The 19,345-nt window shown below is 45.1% G+C and carries 17 protein-coding genes; 7 read left to right on the plus strand and 10 right to left on the minus strand.

Going from position 1 to position 19,345, the window contains the following annotated elements; genetic code table 11:
• Window positions 1–2 precede the first annotated feature (2 nt).
• The 3 genes from ybeY to ACZ5KY_RS12875 are packed head-to-tail and all read right to left on the minus strand — an operon-like array spanning window position 3 to window position 3,811.
• Window positions 3–461 carry an rRNA maturation RNase YbeY gene (ybeY, locus tag ACZ5KY_RS12865; protein WP_464244300.1) on the minus strand — a complete coding sequence of 153 codons (459 nt, stop codon included), beginning with the start codon at window positions 459–461 and terminating at the stop codon, window positions 3–5.
• A complete protein-coding gene (locus ACZ5KY_RS12870) occupies window positions 406–2,898 on the minus strand; it encodes an HD family phosphohydrolase (RefSeq protein WP_464244301.1) in 2,493 nt (830 codons plus the stop codon). The genes ybeY and ACZ5KY_RS12870 overlap by 56 nt, the downstream gene beginning before the upstream one ends.
• 1 nt (window position 2,899) lies before the next feature.
• Window positions 2,900–3,811, minus strand: coding sequence for a PhoH family protein (locus ACZ5KY_RS12875; RefSeq protein ID WP_464244671.1), 912 nt, complete (start codon window positions 3,809–3,811; stop codon window positions 2,900–2,902).
• A gap of 537 nt (window positions 3,812–4,348) precedes the next feature.
• On the opposite strand from ACZ5KY_RS12875, the gene eno reads away from it, so the two are divergent.
• A complete protein-coding gene (gene eno, locus ACZ5KY_RS12880) occupies window positions 4,349–5,635 on the plus strand; it encodes a phosphopyruvate hydratase (protein ID WP_464244302.1) in 1,287 nt (428 codons plus the stop codon).
• Between the two features lie 181 nt (window positions 5,636–5,816).
• On the opposite strand, the gene ACZ5KY_RS12885 is transcribed toward eno, so the two are convergent.
• The 7 genes from ACZ5KY_RS12885 to ACZ5KY_RS12915 all read right to left on the minus strand — a co-directional run bounded on the left by ACZ5KY_RS12885 (window position 5,817) and on the right by ACZ5KY_RS12915 (window position 12,694).
• Complete coding sequence (locus ACZ5KY_RS12885) at window positions 5,817–6,158, minus strand: DUF805 domain-containing protein (protein ID WP_464244303.1); 342 nt, start codon at window positions 6,156–6,158, stop codon at window positions 5,817–5,819.
• Window positions 6,159–6,276: 118 nt separating this feature from the next.
• Window positions 6,277–7,104: an FAD/NAD(P)-binding protein gene (locus tag ACZ5KY_RS12890; protein WP_464244304.1), complete on the minus strand. Its 828-nt coding sequence runs from the start codon at window positions 7,102–7,104 to the stop codon at window positions 6,277–6,279.
• A gap of 4 nt (window positions 7,105–7,108) precedes the next feature.
• The gene (locus ACZ5KY_RS12895; protein ID WP_464244305.1) at window positions 7,109–8,233 is read right to left on the minus strand and encodes a 4Fe-4S dicluster domain-containing protein; all 1,125 of its coding nucleotides are present in this window, start codon (window positions 8,231–8,233) and stop codon (window positions 7,109–7,111) included.
• Window positions 8,230–10,269 (minus strand): formate dehydrogenase subunit alpha, encoded by a 2,040-nt coding sequence (gene fdhF, locus ACZ5KY_RS12900; protein ID WP_464244306.1) that lies wholly within the window; start codon window positions 10,267–10,269, stop codon window positions 8,230–8,232. Before fdhF ends, ACZ5KY_RS12895 begins: the two co-directional genes overlap by 4 nt.
• 297 nt (window positions 10,270–10,566) lie before the next feature.
• Window positions 10,567–11,148, minus strand: a complete 582-nt coding sequence (locus ACZ5KY_RS12905; RefSeq protein WP_464244307.1) for a transglutaminase-like domain-containing protein — start codon at window positions 11,146–11,148, stop codon at window positions 10,567–10,569.
• Between the two features lie 117 nt (window positions 11,149–11,265).
• On the minus strand, window positions 11,266–11,508 hold the full coding sequence (locus ACZ5KY_RS12910) for a DUF1653 domain-containing protein (RefSeq protein WP_464244308.1): 243 nt from the start codon (window positions 11,506–11,508) through the stop codon (window positions 11,266–11,268).
• Window positions 11,509–12,241: 733 nt separating this feature from the next.
• Entirely contained in the window at window positions 12,242–12,694 is a 453-nt protein-coding gene (locus ACZ5KY_RS12915; protein ID WP_464244309.1) for a DUF302 domain-containing protein, read from the minus strand.
• Window positions 12,695–13,797: 1,103 nt separating this feature from the next.
• Here ACZ5KY_RS12915 and ACZ5KY_RS12920 point away from each other — a divergent pair.
• The 6 genes from ACZ5KY_RS12920 to ACZ5KY_RS12945 all read left to right on the plus strand — a co-directional run bounded on the left by ACZ5KY_RS12920 (window position 13,798) and on the right by ACZ5KY_RS12945 (window position 19,327).
• Window positions 13,798–15,780 carry a TonB-dependent receptor plug domain-containing protein gene (locus ACZ5KY_RS12920; protein ID WP_464244310.1) on the plus strand — a complete coding sequence of 661 codons (1,983 nt, stop codon included), beginning with the start codon at window positions 13,798–13,800 and terminating at the stop codon, window positions 15,778–15,780.
• A 61-nt stretch (window positions 15,781–15,841) separates the two neighbouring features.
• Window positions 15,842–16,669, plus strand: a complete 828-nt coding sequence (ccsA, locus tag ACZ5KY_RS12925) for a cytochrome c biogenesis protein CcsA (RefSeq protein ID WP_464244311.1) — start codon at window positions 15,842–15,844, stop codon at window positions 16,667–16,669.
• On the plus strand, window positions 16,666–17,430 hold the full coding sequence (locus ACZ5KY_RS12930; protein ID WP_464244312.1) for a hypothetical protein: 765 nt from the start codon (window positions 16,666–16,668) through the stop codon (window positions 17,428–17,430). Before ccsA ends, ACZ5KY_RS12930 begins: the two co-directional genes overlap by 4 nt.
• Entirely contained in the window at window positions 17,427–18,476 is a 1,050-nt protein-coding gene (locus ACZ5KY_RS12935) for a hypothetical protein (RefSeq protein WP_464244313.1), read from the plus strand. The genes ACZ5KY_RS12930 and ACZ5KY_RS12935 overlap by 4 nt, the downstream gene beginning before the upstream one ends.
• 55 nt (window positions 18,477–18,531) lie before the next feature.
• Window positions 18,532–18,954: a TonB-system energizer ExbB gene (gene exbB / locus ACZ5KY_RS12940; RefSeq protein WP_464244314.1), complete on the plus strand. Its 423-nt coding sequence runs from the start codon at window positions 18,532–18,534 to the stop codon at window positions 18,952–18,954.
• On the plus strand, window positions 18,947–19,327 hold the full coding sequence (locus ACZ5KY_RS12945) for an ExbD/TolR family protein (RefSeq protein WP_464244315.1): 381 nt from the start codon (window positions 18,947–18,949) through the stop codon (window positions 19,325–19,327). The genes exbB and ACZ5KY_RS12945 overlap by 8 nt, the downstream gene beginning before the upstream one ends.
• Window positions 19,328–19,345: the final 18 nt, after the last annotated feature.

Genomic DNA, 19,345 nt, shown 5'->3' on the forward strand with positions numbered 1-19,345 from the left:
AATCAGACTCCGTCCGCAACGGCAGATTCGCTAGATTTCGCGGCTTCAAGTTGCGGAAAAACATCCCGTTGCAGAAGTTTGAACAATTCGCTCTCCTTTTGTTCCATTAACTCCGCCTGTTGTTGAGTGCCACGTTCATGATCATAACCAATAAGATGAAGAATACCGTGGATCAGCAAAAAACTTATTTCACTGAAAAAACTCACCTCGGCATCCTGTGCATCACGCTGAGCCGTGTCAGCCGATATCACAACGTCACCGAGCAGTTCGGGGCAAATTCCAGCCCCCTCACCCTCTTGTTGAGAAAAAGAGATGACATTGGTCGGCTTATCACGTTGAAGATAGTCGCGGTTGATCTCTTGAATCTGCTCATCGTCAACGATAACGATGGACAACTCCGTTTCCTCAGGACATTCCAAGGCGCTTAAGATCGTCTTGGCTACCGTTTTTAGACCCGCCATCGCTATCTCGTGATTCTTTTGTTGATTCTCGATGTATATCATCGCCATTTTTCCTTTTCGGTTCTTTTTTTAATTCTTTATCCCGCTCTTTATAAGCCGGTTCAGGATATTCCACACGATGATGGAAAATCCCCGATAATATCCGATTAAAACTTTTCGCAATTTCGTGCAAGTCCTTCAGGGTCAACTCACACTCGTCCAGTTGGCCATCAATAAAAATATTATTGATGATCTTTTGTACCATTCCTTGAATCCGTGCTGGAGTTGGTTCAGACAGCGTTCGTCCAGCGGCCTCAACAGCATCAGCAAGCATAATCAACGCCGCTTCACGAGTTTGCGGTTTCGGTCCGGGATAGCGGTAGTCCTGCTCTTTAACCTGCGCCTCTTTATCACGCTGCTGTGCTTTATCATAAAAGAATTTGATCAGTGCCGTACCATGATGCTGATGAATAATGTCGATGAGATTCTTACCGAGTTTGTGCTCGCGCGCTATCTCCACACCATCTTTAACATGGGAGATTAAAATCAAAGCGCTCATGGATGGTGCTAATTTATCATGACGGTTCTCAGGCAAGCGCATATTTTCAGCAAAATAGAGCGGCTTTTTAATTTTACCAATATCGTGATAATACGCTGCAACCCGTGCTAAAAGTGGATTCGCACCAATCGACTCCGCAGCATTCTCAACTAAATTACCAACAATGATGGAATGATGATATGTGCCTGGGGCCTGAATCATCAACTCACGTAAAATTGGGGTGTTCATGTTGGCTAGTTCTAACAGCTTAAAGTCGGTGGTGTATTTAAACAACGATTCCATCATCGGAATCGTTCCATTGACCATCACAGCACAACCAAAACCACTGACAAAAGCAAAGCCAAGTCGATACAACAACTGAATATCAAACACATTGTCAGAGAAGGTGAAAATAGCAAGCACCATCCCCATGTTAACCAATGACAGATAGAATCCCGCTAGATAGAGATTACTCCGCGCTTTACTGTGCCGCACCCAGTGAGCAGCTGTCACACTGCCGACTAAAACATAAACCGCCATCAATAAATTATTGCCGAACAACATGCCGATTAAAATCGCAAATAACAGCGAAAATACATAAGCCACTTCAGAATTTAGAACAATACGAACGAGCATCGCTCCAGCGGCAAATGGTAGCGCATAATAGTAGCAGGCAGAATCAACATAAGGAAACGCACTCTGCATCGCCATTGAAATGAAAATACCAACTTTAGCGACAACAAACAAACTACTAAAAATTAGGGCTAAGAAAATCAAATCGCGCAGCTCAGGAGCATATTTACGAATATTTACCTTAGCAAAGCGATGAACCGTATAGAAAAGCAACAACACAGCAAGAAATAAACCGAGGGCGCTGCGTAACATTTTCAAACCATCTACCGACGATTGTAATGCCTCTAATTTACGCACCTGCTCTTCGGTAACCCGCTCCCCTTCGCGAACAATCATCTCACCTGGCTTAACCTGCAACAGTACAGGCAACACAGCATCAGCTGCGGCACGACGGCGAGATTCCGTTTCACTTTGATTGAAGGTCAGATTAGGCCGAATCATCTTTTGGACAACACTGAGAAGCAGATCCGCATCATCTTGAGACACGCTATCAAGGAACAAGCCATTTTCAAGAGATAAAAAGACTTCGTTAAGTCCCACCATATTGGCGGTTTCAACCACGTCATATTCCTCTTGTGTCGCCAGGTCGCGAATCGAGATCGCACCCTGCCAATTAGTCTTAAACAGGTCGAGATTACCAACAATTTTTCGCCCTAAGGCACGGCGAACTTCACTGCCAAACAGAGCAACAAACTCCGTATCAACAGCAACACGTTGTAGAACAGAAACCTGATCTTCATTGAGCTCTGTACCAACAACATCTTGAACATCAATCTTCACCCGAATAGGAGCGAGGTCAACATCAATAGGGCTACCATTGTTACCACCAGCAGCAGCCTCAATCAACGGATCTACCTGAACACCATCCTGTGAAGCAACCACTTTAGCAGCAACTTCAGCCTCAGCTGCCGCTCGCTCCTCAACCCATTGGGCTTCAACGTTAAGCTGCTGTAGCACTTCCGCTAGTTTGCCTGCCACAGCAATACTTGGCCGTGAATCATAATCATAAACAGGCACAACAGCCAACTCGGCATCCTGCTTTTTCTTTTCAGTCAAAGCAGGCTCAGTGACAAGAATTCCTCGAGGTGTTTTAATATCTCGTAAAGCAATATCACCGGGCTGGTAATAGTCGGGAATCAATCCCCCTTTGGGAATAATGATCAAGGTCAACAATGCAGCAAGGAGCAATAATAACAATCTTTTGTGCGCTGCTGCATTCAGAAAAAATTGACCGCGGCTTACTTTCTTATGCGATTGAATCGCTTTTTGTTTTTTTTTCGGTGCCATATCAAACCTTCTCGTACGCTCTAACGATCCGTTGTACTATGGGGTGACGTACCACATCAATATCGCTGAAACGATTCACAGCAATCCCTTCAACGTCGTTCAAAAGTTTAATCGCTTGCAACAAACCTGATGGTCTACCACTAGGAAGATCAATTTGAGTAACATCACCTGTCACAACAGCCTTACTACCGAAACCAATACGGGTCAGAAACATCTTCATCTGCTCCTTGGTCGTATTTTGTGCTTCATCTAAAATAATAAAAGAATCGTTCAATGTCCGACCACGCATGAACGCGAGTGGAGCCACCTCAACAATCCCTTCATCGATCATCGCTTGCCCCTTACTACGGTCAACCATGTCAAACAACGCATCGTACAGAGGTTGCAGATAGGGGTTAACCTTCTCGGCGATATCTCCAGGGAGAAAACCAAGTTTTTCACCCGCTTCAACAGCAGGGCGCACCAAGACAATACGACTAATCTGTTTCTTTTGCCATGCTGCGACAGCTAAAGCCATAGCCAGATACGTTTTACCCGTACCAGCAGGACCAACGCCAAACACAATATCGTGCTGACGAATCGCATCGATATACATTTTTTGCGCTAGACTTTTTGGTGCAATAAATTTATTACGCGCCGAGACTAAAACGGTATCAAAAAAAATATCCGCTAGTTTTATGGATGAATCGGTACGTAAAATATTGGCGGCATAATCGATATCTGGTGGATACAGTGGATAACCCTTTTGGAGCAACAGGACCAGTTGGTGTAATATGAGTTCAGTTAGATCAACATCAAATTTAGCACCACTTATTTGGATATCAGAACCACGCGAACTCAGGCTAACCTGTAGCAACGATTCTAACTGGCGAAGGTGACCATTTTGCGGTCCCACCAATGAGTGGGACAACATCGGATCACTAAGGGTAAAACAACTTCGGTAGGTATCTTGACTCACAAAACCTCAGCACTATGCAAACAGAACACCTAGATTGGTATCAGAACTTCACCGAAGAAGAACTTATAGAATACTCAGTGTCGCCACGGAATACGGACAAAACTTAAGTGATATGCCACTCAACACAGCAACATCTCTACCCACATCTAGGATCGAATAGCGTATCATTAAAAACAGATGAAAGCAACCGGCATCTACACATCGGCCTACACAGGTAACCTACTAATAGTAGGCAATAAATCGCCAAATTTAACGCTACAAATCCAAGCAAATATGCTGCGCCAATTGTTCCAACTTAACAACGTTGGCAAAGAAGTTCGTTGGCACAACAAAATTGACTTTAATTTTTTACATCTTATGCTATAAATAACTCGTTTTAAGCGTCAGAGCGTATACAATCAATTACAACGCTCAGCTTCGATACTTTTATCATTTTTTTATAGTTCGCAAATTTATTTATCCCAAACAACAGTTAAATTAAAGGAGTTCAAAATGGGCGAAATCATGGACATTTATGCACGTGAAATTCTCGATTCACGCGGTAACCCAACCATTGAAGTTGATGTTTTACTTGAGAGTGGCGTATTAGGTCGTGCAGCAGTTCCAAGTGGCGCATCAACAGGTGAGCGTGAAGCTCTTGAACTGCGCGATGGTGATAAATCTCGCTACTTAGGTAAAGGAGTTGAAAAAGCGGTCAATAATGTCAATGAAACCATTTGCGATGCTCTGATCGGTTGGGAAGCCAGCGATCAAGCAGGTATTGATGCGAAGCTCATTGAGCTTGACGACACCGAGACAAAGAGTAATCTCGGCGCTAATGCAATGCTTGGTGTCTCACTTGCCTGCGCTCGTGCCGCTGCTGAAGAGTCGGGTCTCCCTTTTTACCAGTACCTCGGTGGTCCTAACGCCAAAGAGCTACCAGTACCTATGATGAACATCATCAACGGTGGTGAGCATGCCGACAACAACGTTGATATCCAAGAATTTATGATCATGCCTGTTGGCGCGCCCTCTTTTAAAGAAGCGCTACGTATGGGTGCAGAAATTTTCCACGCTCTGAAAAAAGTCCTTAAAGATAAAGGTTACAACACTGCCGTTGGCGATGAAGGCGGCTTTGCACCCGACTTAAAAAGCAATGAAGAAGCACTTGAAGTGATCATGGAAGCGATTGATGCTGCGGGCTACAAGGCTGGCACTGACATTCTCCTAGCTCTCGATGTTGCCGCATCTGAAATTTTCAACGACGGTAAGTACAACTTCGCCAACGAAGAGCAACCGATTAAAACAGCTGAAGAGACCATCGCTTTTTATTCTGACCTCGTTGATCGTTACCCCATCATCTCAATTGAAGATGGCCTAGCGGAGAACGATTGGGCGGGCTGGAAGCTGATGACCGACCAACTTGGCGACAAGATTCAAATTGTTGGCGATGATCTTTTTGTCACCAATACCAAAATCTTAAAAGAGGGGATCAGCAAGGGAGTTGCTAACTCAATCCTCATCAAGGTTAATCAGATCGGTACTCTGACCGAAACACTTGAAGCAATTGAGATGGCAAAACGCGCTGGCTACACCGCAGTTATCTCTCACCGTAGCGGCGAAACAGAGGACACAACCATCGCTGACCTTGCCGTGGCAACCAACGCTGGTCAGATCAAAACGGGTTCACTCTGCCGTACTGATCGCATTTGTAAATACAACCAATTACTCCGCATTGAGGACGAGCTAGAAGGTATCTCAATCTTCAACGGCATCGACGTATTTTACAACCTGCGTTAAGTTTTAGTACTCAGTCTGTGTGCCAGCGTAGAGAATTGCAGGAAGCCAAGTGACAACGTTGGACGCAATCATCTGCGCTGGCACACAGACGTTCAATTCGAAGCAGTGTTTAAATCACTAAAAAGCCCCTCGCGAGAATTTCTCACGAGGGGCTTTTTTTATACGTTCAAACGAGTGCTAACTATTTAGGCGATGAGCCATACTGATTCTCACCTTGCATACTATCTTGCACAAAGAAAATAAGTAACACAATGGCACCAACCAGCGGAACAAAACCAATCAACAGCCACAAACCGCTGCGACCTGTATCATGTAAACGACGCATTGAAACGGCAATGCTCGGAACAAGTACCGCTAAACTATAAAGTGAACCAAGAATACCTGGGCTACCAAAAAGTCCTTCAACAAAACCCAACACTACAGCGATAATCATGTTGAAGAGCAAAAACATCCAATACTCTTTTCTATGCGCCCTACCACTAAAGCCAGCATAGTTCTTCAACACGGCAAGGTACCACTCCATACATCACTCCTATCTTCGTCCCCCAACCCTTTAAACCCAATGGCAAGTGGGGAGTTCATGCCATTGGATGATAGTTCTCACAAGAGAATCTCTCACACGATGCAGAGTAACACATCTGTTATAGTTTGGTTAATTTTGGCAAATCATTGCCACGAAAAACTGGGCCATCCACGCACACCAGTTTTTCTTCAATATGACAATGACCACAAACACCGACACCACACTTCATGTGACGCTCCAAAGTGGTCACAATCTGCTCGCGCTTTACGCCAAGCTGTTCCAAGCGCTCTATGACAAAACGGATCATCACCCCGGGACCACATACGTAAAATTGATCATGATTTGCAATAGTTTGCGCTGTTAGGTGTTGAGTAACGAGCCCCACTTCTCCATCCCAATCTGGATCAGGTTGATCGACAGTCAGTTGACAGGCAATACCAACCTCGTCCCACCGTTCTAGATCGTCTTCAAAACAGAACTCCGTGGCATTTTTACAGCCATAAAGCAGCGCCACCTTGCCAAAACGGCTGCGATTATCGCAACAGTACTCGACAACTGGACGAAGTGGAGCGATCCCTATTCCACCTGCAATAAATAACGGGCTTTTTCCAACAATTTCACTCAGATTAAACGGCTGGCCATAGGGGCCACGCACTCCGATAGTATCACCACAACACAATTCATGCAGAGCATCGGTCAATTGGCCTGACTTACGCACGGTCAAATTAAATGTCCTACTCTCTGGCGTCGCTAATGACGAAAGAGAGATCGGTGCTTCACCGCAATGGGGCACCGACACCATCACAAACTGACCCGCTAACATGGTTTGCATTGCAGGGAAAGACTCCACATCAGTAAGCACAACTCGATAGGTATTGACCAAGCTATTTTCTACAATAATCTCAGCAATAGTGGCCTGCTGTGGTATATAAAAATTTTCACCCATCGTTTTAATTCCCCTCGCCCTCTATTGCGGTCGTTGCCCCTTCATCATCAACAGCGCATACACCATTGATAAAACGGACAATATCCACACCACCAAAACACATATCAACACAGCGACCGCAACCGACACAGCTCACCTGACCATAGAGAGCAACATCGTGCTGCAATTTATGCAAAAACCGCTTAGTCATCCGTTCCGATTCACCATCGACAGGATTATGATTCCCCGCCATTTTGGTAAACCCTGAAAAAGTGCAGGCATCCCAACGGCGAACGCGCTCACCATGTTGATCACTCAGTTTTTGATCACTCAGTTTTTGATCACTGATAGTAAAACAGCTACAGGTTGGACAAACAAAAGCACAGCCCGCACAGCCTTGACAACGTACGGCAAGCTGTTGCAACAGTGAAGAAGGCAACACGGAATCCTTGAGCAATGTGACACAGCGTTCCACATCCACATCGAGATTCAACATCGCCTGCGCTTCTGCATTCACCTGATGCATCGTCATGTCATCAGAATCGTTTGCCGGACAAAAAGATGAACTAAATTTCGTCAAGAGATCGTAGCCTTTCGGGCATTCATCCTGCGCTGTGGTGACATGATAATGAGAGCCAATGTCCGTTAATTGCAGATCAAAACCATGCTGCATAAACGGCCCCGTTTGCGTCCTATCACAAAAACAGTTGGCTTCAGGAGACTGACACGCCAAGGTGATAAACGTCGCCCCCTTGCGCCGCTGTTGATAGTAAGGATCAACTCCAGCCTTGGGATTAAAGATCTTATCCAAATACAGCACCGCATTCATATCGCAGGAACGCACGCCAAAATAAAGTGTTGGCGCGACGTCAGGAAGCGTGGCAGTAAATTGATAACCTGAGCGCCCCGTTTCACCATTGTGTTCAAGGCGATAGAGACTCAAGGTTTCCGTTTGCGGAAACAGGAACGATTTGATCGAGTTTTGCGGTTGATTAATCAGGTCGATCTCCACCGCTGTCGGATCATCAATAACGCTAAACAGGGTATCCCCATAGCTATTTCTAACGGGTGCCACCAGCCGTTGCTGCTGACACAGTTGCACCAACAGCGACGTAAGATTCTCTTTTTCAAGTAAGGCCGTGTGGCTCATAGCACCTCCTTGGTCACTTGCACCGCGCAGCGTTTAAATTCGGGGCAGTTGGCAATAGGATCGGCAGCGGTCAAGGTGAGTAAGTTGACTGGCGCTTCGTGGAAATGAAAATCGCAGTACAGATCACCTCGCTTAACACTATCGGTAATACAGACACTAAAGGTGCACTGGCCACGGCGTGAGGCGACAACAACCTTTTCCGAAAAGTTCAAGCCTAAACGGTTGGCATCATCTGGGTGGATATCCAGCCACGGTATATCGTGTTCTCGATTCAACATTGAACTGCGCCGAGTCATGGTTCCGGTATGATAATGGTGATAGGCACGACCGGTAATGAGTACAAAAGGGTAATCGCTATCGACAGCTTCGGCAGGCTCAATATGATCGGCGGGCGAGAAATAGCCCTTACCACGTGAAAATTCATCCTTGTGCAGATACTGGGTGCCATGATGATTTCGGTCAGGACACGGCCACTGTAACCCCCACGACCCCATAAGGCGATCATGGTGCATGCCACCATACAGCGGGGTCAATGCAGCGATCTCGTCCATCACCGCAGCACTGTTCGGATAAACCATCTCATAGCCCATGCGGCGACTTAATTCCATGATGATATCGCCATCATTTTTACAGTCACCAATCGGCTCAATGGCTTGATTCATCAATTGCACCCGGCGCTCTGAATTGGTCACCGTTCCCGTTTTTTCAGCAAACGATGCGGCAGGAAAAACCACATCAGCAAGTTGTGCCGTTTCAGTTAAAAACAGATCGGCGACAACCAAAAAGTCGAGGGATTTCAACGTCGCTTCAACATGACTTAACCCCGGATCAGAGAGCATCGGATTTTCACCGACAATCAGCATCGCGCTCAACGCTTTATCAGTCGAATCACCGTGGGTCATCTCTAGCAGTGGTCGACCAACGGTGTTCGACAGCGGAACACCCCATGCCTGTTCAAACTTGTTCTGCACCGCCTCATCGGTCACCGCTTGATAACCGGGATAGACATTCGGCAAGCCACCCATATCGCACGAACCCTGGACATTATTTTGGCCGCGCAACGGGTTCACTCCCGTCGATTCACGCGCCACCTGACCCGTCAACATCGCTAAATTTGCGTATGATTGCACATTGTGGGTTCCACAAATATGCTGAGTCACACCAAGGCAATAGCAGATAGTTGAGCGTTCTGCTGTCGCATACAGCCGTGCCGCTTGCTGAATCAGCGACTTTTCCACCCCTGTAATCGTCGCCGCCTTATCGAGGTCAACCGCCATAAGTGTGGCATGGAGTGCCTGATAATTTTCGGTCTGTGCCGCCATAAACGATGCGTCTTGGAGGTTATCATCGACAATGCAGCGCATGATGGCGTTAAGAAGCGGGATGTCGCTCCCCGATTCAATTTGTAGATGGATATGAGCTAAACGGGCAATTCGCGTTGAACGAGGGTCGATCACAATTAACTTCGCACCACAATCCACCGCATCATAAATACGCCGCGCCACCTGTGGGTGAGCCACTGTCGTATTAGAACCCGAAACGAGGATCACCTGAGCAAATTCAATTTCAGCAATCGAATTGGTCATGGCCCCCGAACCAAATGTTGTGGCAAGACCTGCCACAGTTGGCGCATGTCACAACCGCGCACAATGGTCGATATTGTTCGTACCAAGCACTGCTCTGGTAAATTTTTGTAACAGGTAGTTCTCTTCGTTACTACATTTCGCCGAAGCCAGCACACCAATCTGATCACTGCCCTGCTCCGCTTTAATCCGCATCAATGCTTGCGCTGTCGCGTCCAACGCCTCATCCCACGAACACGGTGTCAATTCACCATCTTTACGCATAAGGGGCTGCGTCAATCGATCAGGATGATGAATAAACTCATGGACATGCCAGCCTTTTACACACAGGTTATTCTTAGCAACAGGATGATTTTTACTCGCGCTACTACCGACCACTCGACCATCATCAACATTCAAATATAAACCGCAGCCACAACCGCAATAACAACAAATACTCATCACATCGTGCATTTAAAATAATCTCCCTGAATTCTTCGGGGGTAATTTTTAGATAGGCAAACTTCGCCAAGAGTTCATCCGTATACAGAATTTAACATCGTTACGATAATGTCGAGTATTAGAGTAAATTGCAAGAAAAGAGGGGGTATTTCGTGTGAATTTGAAGTTCGAGGGAGAATTTATCTTATCGTTTAATTTTGAACACTTATCGCCTGATCCTAACTGAACGATAACCGTTGAATCGATGCGAATCGGTCGAACAGGGAAGCCCCTAAAACATTCAACAAAATTAGATTCACCGAAGGACAATTAACTGGTAACGATGTCAATATCTGGCAAATTCGCTAACACGTCCTCAAACGTACTTGATGACTCAAGTACGGCAATAATTTCAGGCAATGGTTCTGGCCATATCTCTTGAAAATCAGCCTCCCCTTCAACACCAATCGTAAACGCAAGCTTTTCAACGGGTGGTGTGAAGTCAGCCTCAACACCCTTCTTATTACCTCGCGCATCAATACGATACCATCCAAGATCTGCGAGATAGACCGCGTTAAGTCCGTGCAAACAAAATGGCGGCTGTTCATCATCAATGGTAAGCCTTTGATAACACAGACCTGCTGGAATACTATTTGCCCTAAGTAATGCGGCAAGCAGATGACTTTTTGCGTAACAATAGCCCGTCTTATACTTAAGAACATCGGACGCTATGCACATGACGGGATTTAATTTGTAGTCATTACTGTGCTTAATTTCATCACGCACATATTCAAAACAAACTTTGGCAATAGTAGTCGGGTCACCACACCCCCGTGAAAGCTCGTTAGCTTTCTTTATGATCTCAGGGTGTTGCCAGTCAATTATTCTGCTTGAAGCTAAATACTTATCCATTGTATGTCCTGATGAATAGTAATGGCGTGACAATTTTTAGATTACTATGGAGATTCTAGGGTGTGATCTTATCGTTCATGAGATTTACGCATTCGTGCCAATATAAAATTAGTTACCTTAATCAGTTCCACCATCACCATCCATCGGTCCACAATATTTGAAACGTTCCAGTTCACAGCCATCGACATTCACCATCTCAGTAAACATGGTCAGTGGCCGCACCCACAGTGAATGATCGCCGTACAAACAGCGGTAAACAACAAACCATTGCTCAGTTTCACTATGACGAGCAATATCGAGCACGTGATAATCGTTGCCTTTATAATGTCGATAACGTCCGGGACGTAACATCGGTTGCATCAGCTATCTCCATGAGCAAATCATCTGCATTAACTATCGTGGCAGACATGTGGCGTATTGTTAATAATGTGAGGGAGAAAGATGACGATAGTTGAGTACGTCAACAAAGCCTCCCTGCCTTTGCATTATAGACAGTATAAATATCAACAAAACTGGAAATGTTACATTTCACAGGTAAATCATTTTGCACTACATAGAGTGGACCAACGTGACAAACACTTCGCCACTAGGGACGACGGTGTAAATCAAAGTCATGACGTCCGTACTTGGTCGTAATGAGAGTTCAGGTGCGGGTAAGACAACCTCTCGCTTATGAACAAAATCACTCTGGTCGTTCTTCCATGAAATTATCGCCTTTTCCCCGCGCATTTTCTTTTCATAAAACCCCATACTGAAGGATTCGTAAGGCAAGATCTGGTTGATGGCCACAAAGCGATTGGTTGGTGTGTGAAGTATCTTAACTTCTTTGAGTTAACTCGCAGTATTGTTGACAACAACTCCCTGATTGAGCAACTTTCCATGGTGGGTGCAACCACTCATTGCCAACAAAACTAACAGTAACAAGAAGATGAAACATGTAATGCGAATCCGTCGCATAGAATCCCTCTGGTGTAGGCGAAAGGAACATTCTCAGGTTGAGAACCTCAATGGAGACATTTCATACCACTGATTAGAAACATAAGGTGCGATGACACGTGTAATCGCAACGATAGCATCATATCTGACCAAGCCATTATTTTGTTGTCGCAGCTTTTGCAATTACTGCAAGTGCCTGTTCAATTTTCAATATAACTTGCTCACATCCAGAGATGTCATGTCTTTGCTCTAAATATCGAGGATCATTATACGACAACCATGTCGTGGATGCTGAATCTGTCCAGATCAATGCTTTTTGCGGTAGGTCAATTGCCACGCTTTGCCGACACTTAATAAGAGGGCTGCCCACTTTTGGATTGCCAAATAAGACTAACTCCGTATCACGTAATTCAACGCCAACCATGGCAGCAGCATCGGAATGCTTTATCCGATTAAATACCGTCATCCCCTTTTCGTTCAAAATTTCAACGAGCCGATCCGCCGTTTCTTCGACACAAAAAGCACTTTGGATATTGATCAAACCATCAGCAGCCAGAACAGGAAATGACATGAAAAACACCAGCAATACCGCAAGAGATGCAATTTTCATTTTTCTACTCCTTTTGATGCCAATCAGTTTTGATAACCAGCAGTAATACGCGACAAAAACTACGCATAATAAATACGATCTAATAAAAGGTTACCATAACATCACGGCATTTCAAAACCTGCCCTCTTTCGAGAGTCATGCGGCTACCTCAACGTTTACCCCATAAATGACAGCACAACAGGGAGAACAATAATTAACCCCACTGATGAGAATTGCCAGACAATCAAGGCCTTTGTTATTACTTTGCCATACTCTTTGCTGTGCGTTTCATAAAAGGATTTGTAGAACTTTTGTATGTTTCCCGTTAGTGCCATAACAAGAGTTGCAGTAAAACTGACATCAGCCACACCTCGAATTCTCAAGTACCGACAAAAATAGAGCAGAAGTCCACAGTGACAACAAAAAAAGAATATTAATATGCCGACAAAATCCCATGTTATTTGACCTTCATTCATAATTCTAAGCTTCTACCATTTCTGAATATTGACGGTAGTACAAACTTCGCACCCACCAACCGATTAAAAGAGACGACAAACATCCTAAACCCAAACAATAAACTATAAATATCCAACAAAAAACTAATCAAGTGAATTCATATCACCTTCAACATCTACATTCCATTACAAATTTTCTTGAACATAGGAAGGCTAGTCCAGTTAAGAACACCGATTTTATTAATCACCACATCCTACACGTTACGATATTACCCACAGCAACAAAAGAGGAGTTCTACTACTCACGCCTGACTAACCTCAAAACAAGTTCTCGACCTATAAGTAGTTGCTGCCACCTCAAGGTATCGTCTTAACTAAAAAATATACATACACTCAATTATTAGTAAATTAGTTGTCCCAATTCTGAACACTCTGTTTCGTAATGGAACAAAGTTAAACATATTCAATAACTAACTGTTTTAAAAACTCTTTTATCCTTGATCTTGCGTTATATACACTGATACATAACGGCCAATAACCGTTATGCACCAAGATGCATAACGCCACCGACTTAAACATTGATCCTGCTATTTTTATCAACACCACAAATCATTGTTGTCAGGCACTGCCATTTTCCACCCATATTGATTCTTTTATTGAGAGGTAATCATGATTAAAACAAAACGTATAACCTTCATGGTCAGCATATTATTTATGTTGGTCGCAACAACAGGATGGTCGGCTGAAGCCGATGAGTCCGAAGCTATTTTCACCCTTGGCGAGGTGATCGTCACTGGGGAGCAGCAAACCGTCAACCTCGCCACCACAGTTACCGAAGTGACGTCAAGCGACCTTGAAGCACGTGGTGCTGAAAATGTGGCCGATGCGTTATCTATGATGCCGGGTGTTGATGTTCAAACAGGCGGCAAAGGTCAAGCGTATGTCAGCGTGCGTGGTTTTGAACAGAGTGATCTTAAAGTTTTGATCGATGGTATCGCCGTTTACGAGCAATACTACCGTTCACTCGATCTGTCGCAGATCCCCATTGATGCCATTGCCAAGATCACCGTTACTAAGGGCGCTTCTTCGGTAATGTATGGTGCTAATACCATGGGCGGCGTTATCAATATCATCACCAAGCGTGGTACAGCAGAGCCATTGACCGAGCTCTCCACCTCATTTGGTGATTATGGTACGCAAAACTACTCCATTACTCATGGCGGTAGCACCGACAAATTTAACTACTGGTTTAACTACAGTTTTCGTGAAAGTGATGGTTTCCGCCTCTCTGACGATTTTGATGAACACGGTAAATTTGGCATCGGCACGTCAACGGATGAAGATGGTGGTAAGCGCGATGATAGCGGTTATATCAAACAAAGCGTCAATGCAAAACTTGGCTACACACCCAACGATGACACTCAAATATATCTAACTGCCAACTATATCAACGACGAAAAAGGGATACCCGATAGCGATTGGTATTTCGATGACTGGCAACAATGGCTGGTCAGTTTAGTTGGTGAGCATCGCTTTAGTGAAAAATTACGTGTCAAAGCGCGGATGTTCTATGTTGACCACGAAGACACCCTTAAAGACACAGATTACTCCAACTCAGATTGGTTCTATAAATCTGCTTACGACAACTACACATTCGGTGGTGAACTACAGACATTTATTGATCTTGGCCCATACAGTTTCATCAAAATGGGTGCCAGTTTTGCCCGTGACAACTCACAGCAAAATGAGATCGCAGCCCCCGGTGATGCGTGGCAAGACGCTGGCGAGTTTGAAAGTGACACATACAGTTTGGCGCTTGAAGATGAGATTGCTGTCACCGATTGGTTGGCGGTCGTTATTGGCACCAGCTGGGATTATTACGATCCACGCAAAGCTGACGACCAACCTGCTCCCGATGCTGATGGTGTGTTCAATCCCCAAATGGGTGTGGTCATTACCGCCAGCGATTCCACAACATTTCACGCCTCAATCGGCAAGAAAACCCGTTTCCCACACTTAAAAGAGCTGTACAGCAAAATGTCTGGTGGTAATCCCGACCTCAAGCCACAGAAAACTACCGCTTATGAGATCGGCGTAAATCACGAGTTTAGTGGTCGTGTTAACGGTTCAGTCGCCTATTTTTATAACGACGTAGAAGATCTCATTCAGAAAACAGGTGACAAAAAATTGAATACTGTTCACTACAGCAATGTTGGTGAAGTACGTATTCAAGGGGTTGAAGCAACCCTTAATGCCGACCTTACCGCTCATTTTCAGGCAGCATTCAACTACACCTACATGATCACGCTAGATAAACAAGCGGGTCGTGACCTAGAGGGTCGGCCTCGCCATCGTTCAAATCTTGATCTGCGTTACGATTTCGATTTTGGCTTACTGGTTAGTGCTCAGGCTTCGTACACTCAACGTCAGTTTTATGAATTTCAAGCAACTCGTAAAGTTGATCCAATCTGGACAAAAGCACCTGACTACTTCTTGCTTAACCTACGTTTTGAGCAACAACTTCCAGCGGTCGTTGGCGTAGATAGCAAACTCTTTTTACAACTCGACAATCTCACTGACCGCGATTATGTCAACGTCGGTAACTTGATGCCGGGTCGCAGCTTTTTAGTTGGTATGAACGCTAAGTTTTAAAGATTTATCCCGGTGGTAGCATTACGCTACCACCGGATTTTTTTTACTGTTGTGAGGCCCCATGTTCCAGCTCCCACTTGATCTACCGATCTATACCTTACTCTTCAAAATAGCTGCTGTTTTTTATCTATTTTCCCTTTTTTGCTATCTCTGCAAGAACGAACGATTCACCAGCCGGACTCTTTTTGTCGGCTGGTTAATTCATACCTTCAGCCAACTCAGTCGTTGCTGGCGCTATGATTTTTTTTCGCTTGAAGGGGTGTTTAACGCCAGCTATTTTCTTCCTTGGTGTTTAGCAACACTTATTGTTCTGCTGTATCGACAAAACAATAGCCAGCAACGGGTTGCCCTATCAGCCCTATTTCCACTATGCGCGCTCATTTTACCGGTCGTTATATGGCCGCCATCGTGTCACCACCCTAACCCATTCACTCCAAGTTGGAGTGCTCACTTTTTTTTCATATTTGAAGGGTTATCTCAAGGCTGCTTTATCCTGAGTGGCTGGCTAGCCATCCAATTTTTAAGGCGACGGTTAGATACACCATTGTTCAATCGCTACGCGGTATTGGGATTCGTGTTCTACAGCATTACTCAGTTAACAGGCTGCATTTGGACTTATTTAGGCTGGGGTGGTCTGTTTCATTGGGGAACCCGACATATGCACTCTGCGGCGCTCTGGTGCTGCTATTGTAGTTATCTACACATGGCTTTTATTAAAGGATTTGATCAGCGCAAAAAAGCCCGCTTTGCATTGATCGGCGCAACCATGGCCGTGGTGCTGTTCACTATTTTACCCATGCTACCGAAACCGATTCATGCGACTAAAGGCGTGCAACAACAGCAAAAAACTGGGGTTAACACCACGGTCCAAGTGCAGGAGGCCCAATGATAAACAGCCTATGGAACCAACTGACCAGCACTCGCCTGTGCTTCTGGATTCTCAACCTGCTCAGTCTGAACCTAGTGATTGGTGGGCTATATGCCAAATTTGATGGTCGTTACCGCCAACTCAACTCAGAACTGTTTTTCTCTTGGTTGAATCACCACTTCGATAGCCATTGCTGGTGGCTGGTAAGCCTGATGGTGCTGTTACTTTTGCTGGGTGCAAACACCCTTGCTTGTTCGTGCCAACGCATCAATCAACTATGGCAACGCCGGCATAATAATGGAACCAGTACGACTTTATTGTTGCTATGTCCAACCTTAATGCATCTGTGTTTTTTGCTCATCCTTTCAGGTCATGCACTCACTGAGTTTTCGGGACTAAAGGAAACGATGGCCGCCAAAACTGGCAAACAGATCATGATAAAGCAAACGTTAGTGGAAGTGGTTGATCAACAGAACACCTACCATGATCAAGGCTCTCTTACTGGCCACCTGCAACAAAGCCGTGCACAACTTAAATTTGTTACCAACGATCAAAGTCAAGTTAAAGAAGTCTCGGTACTTCACCCCCTCTGGCATGAAGGAACCACCTATCATCTCGCTCTTGCAGGTAAGCCTAGACAGGGGCAACAACCACGACTGGTTGTCAACATTAAGCAAGATACCGGATTACCGTTGATCCTTCTCGGCAATGGCCTGATGTGCCTGCTGATGTTGATCTATTTTTTAAGAATTCGTAACCATCGCCACGGAGGTCGTTCGTGAAAAAACATAACAATTTCAGACTCTTCATACTCATGATCTGTGCCGTCATAAGCACTATCGCCACAACTTCTATCGCCGGCACAACCGAGATGTCTGCTTCAAAAGAAGTGATTCTCACCATCACTGGCACGGTCAACAACCCCATGCAATTGACATTAGATGATCTACAACGGCTGCAAACGATCGAAGTACAGCAAAACGAGGTCACCAGCGATGGCGTTTATCACGGTGTATTTAAGCACCGTGCGGTTTCATTGCGCACCCTACTCTCCATGGCGAACATTGAACAAAAGGATTCAACGTTCAAAAAACTGGTAGATGCCACCATTGTGTTAAGTGATGCCCAAGGAAAAAAAGTGGTACTTTCATGGGGCGAAATCTTTTACCACAACCCTGCTGAGGTCGTGTTGTCCTATCAAGCCACGGCGGTATTTCCTACCAAAACAAATTGTGCGAAATGTCATGAGCCCGAGGAATACTCATTTGCCATGCAACAGTTAGAACGCACGGTAGCCCTGCCAAAGTTGATCGTTACCGGTGATTTTTATACTGACCGCTACCTAGAAGGTGTCGTCAACATTGATGTCATTAATGTCCGTCCTAACATCGCTGTAAATCGCGATGCCGAGCTTTATAGTACCGAAATCAATATTAAGGGTGCCCTCAGCAAGCCGCTAGTGATCACCAGCCTCGATGGCTATCCACGTAATAAAATCAGCAAAAAAGTGGTTGGCATTGGTCGCGGTTACCATGGACTGCACACCTTTAACGGCACAGCGTTAATCAATGTCCTTAAAGGCGCTGGCGCGCAACTAACAATGGATCAAGTAGTTATCCTTTCAGCCCCCGATGGTTATCGCGCCACATTCTCCATGGGCGAGTTGTACGTCTCCACATTGGCCGACGAAATTTTAATGGCCGATATGAGTGATGGTGAAGCGTTATCACAGGGCGCTAAGTTTCGCGTTATTGTTGGCCCTGATAACACCGATGATCGTGATGTTCAGGCGATCACCACTATCGAAGTGATCGATTTAAGTCATTAAGTTTAAACGGCGTTGGAGTTACGACTCCAACGCCATCAGCATAAAGGGTACGAGTATGGAATGGTTAAAGCAGGCAATTGATTGGGGAGTGATTGGCCTCCTAGTGTGCATGAGTATTATTGCGCTATCCGTGGCTATTGAACGGCGAAAATTTTATCGCCATATAGACCTCGGTTCGTTCACTAATAAAAAGGCGTTAGAGCTGGCTCTTACCAAACGCTTGCATATCATTGCCACCATCGGCAGTAACGCACCTTTTATTGGTCTACTCGGTACGGTATTAGGGATCATGCTCACCTTTTACACCATGGGTCAGCAAGGTTCAGTTGACACCAAGGAGATCATGGTTGGCCTCGCACTGGCTCTCAAAGTCACCGCTGTTGGGCTGGTGATCGCTATCCCTACCGTAGCTTTTTATAATTTTTTGATTCGCCGTGCCAAAGAGTTGCTATTGGAATGGGAGATTATGAATGGATGAGAAGGAATTTGACGCCATCAATGTTATCCCTTTTATCGATATTTTGTTGGTATTGCTGACCATCGTTCTCACCACCTCCACCTTTATCACCAGTGGCGCGCTATCGGTCAATCTTCCACAAGGGAAAGCACCTAAGGTTGATCACGTTGAATCGATATCGCTTACCATTAACGATAGCGGCCAATTGTTCCTCGAAAAACGACCTATTGCCGTTGAGCAAATTGCTGCGCTAATGGTCAATTACGACCGCTCAAGTACCGTATTAATCCATGCAGATCGTCAAATTGCTCTGCAAACATTTATCACCGTTATGACACAAATTAAAGCGCAGGGTTTCAATAAGGTAAGTCTGCTTACTGAAACAAACTCTTAATATCAAGTTCAGGCGAAT

The sequence above is a fragment of the Desulfuromonas svalbardensis genome, assembly GCF_055389415.1.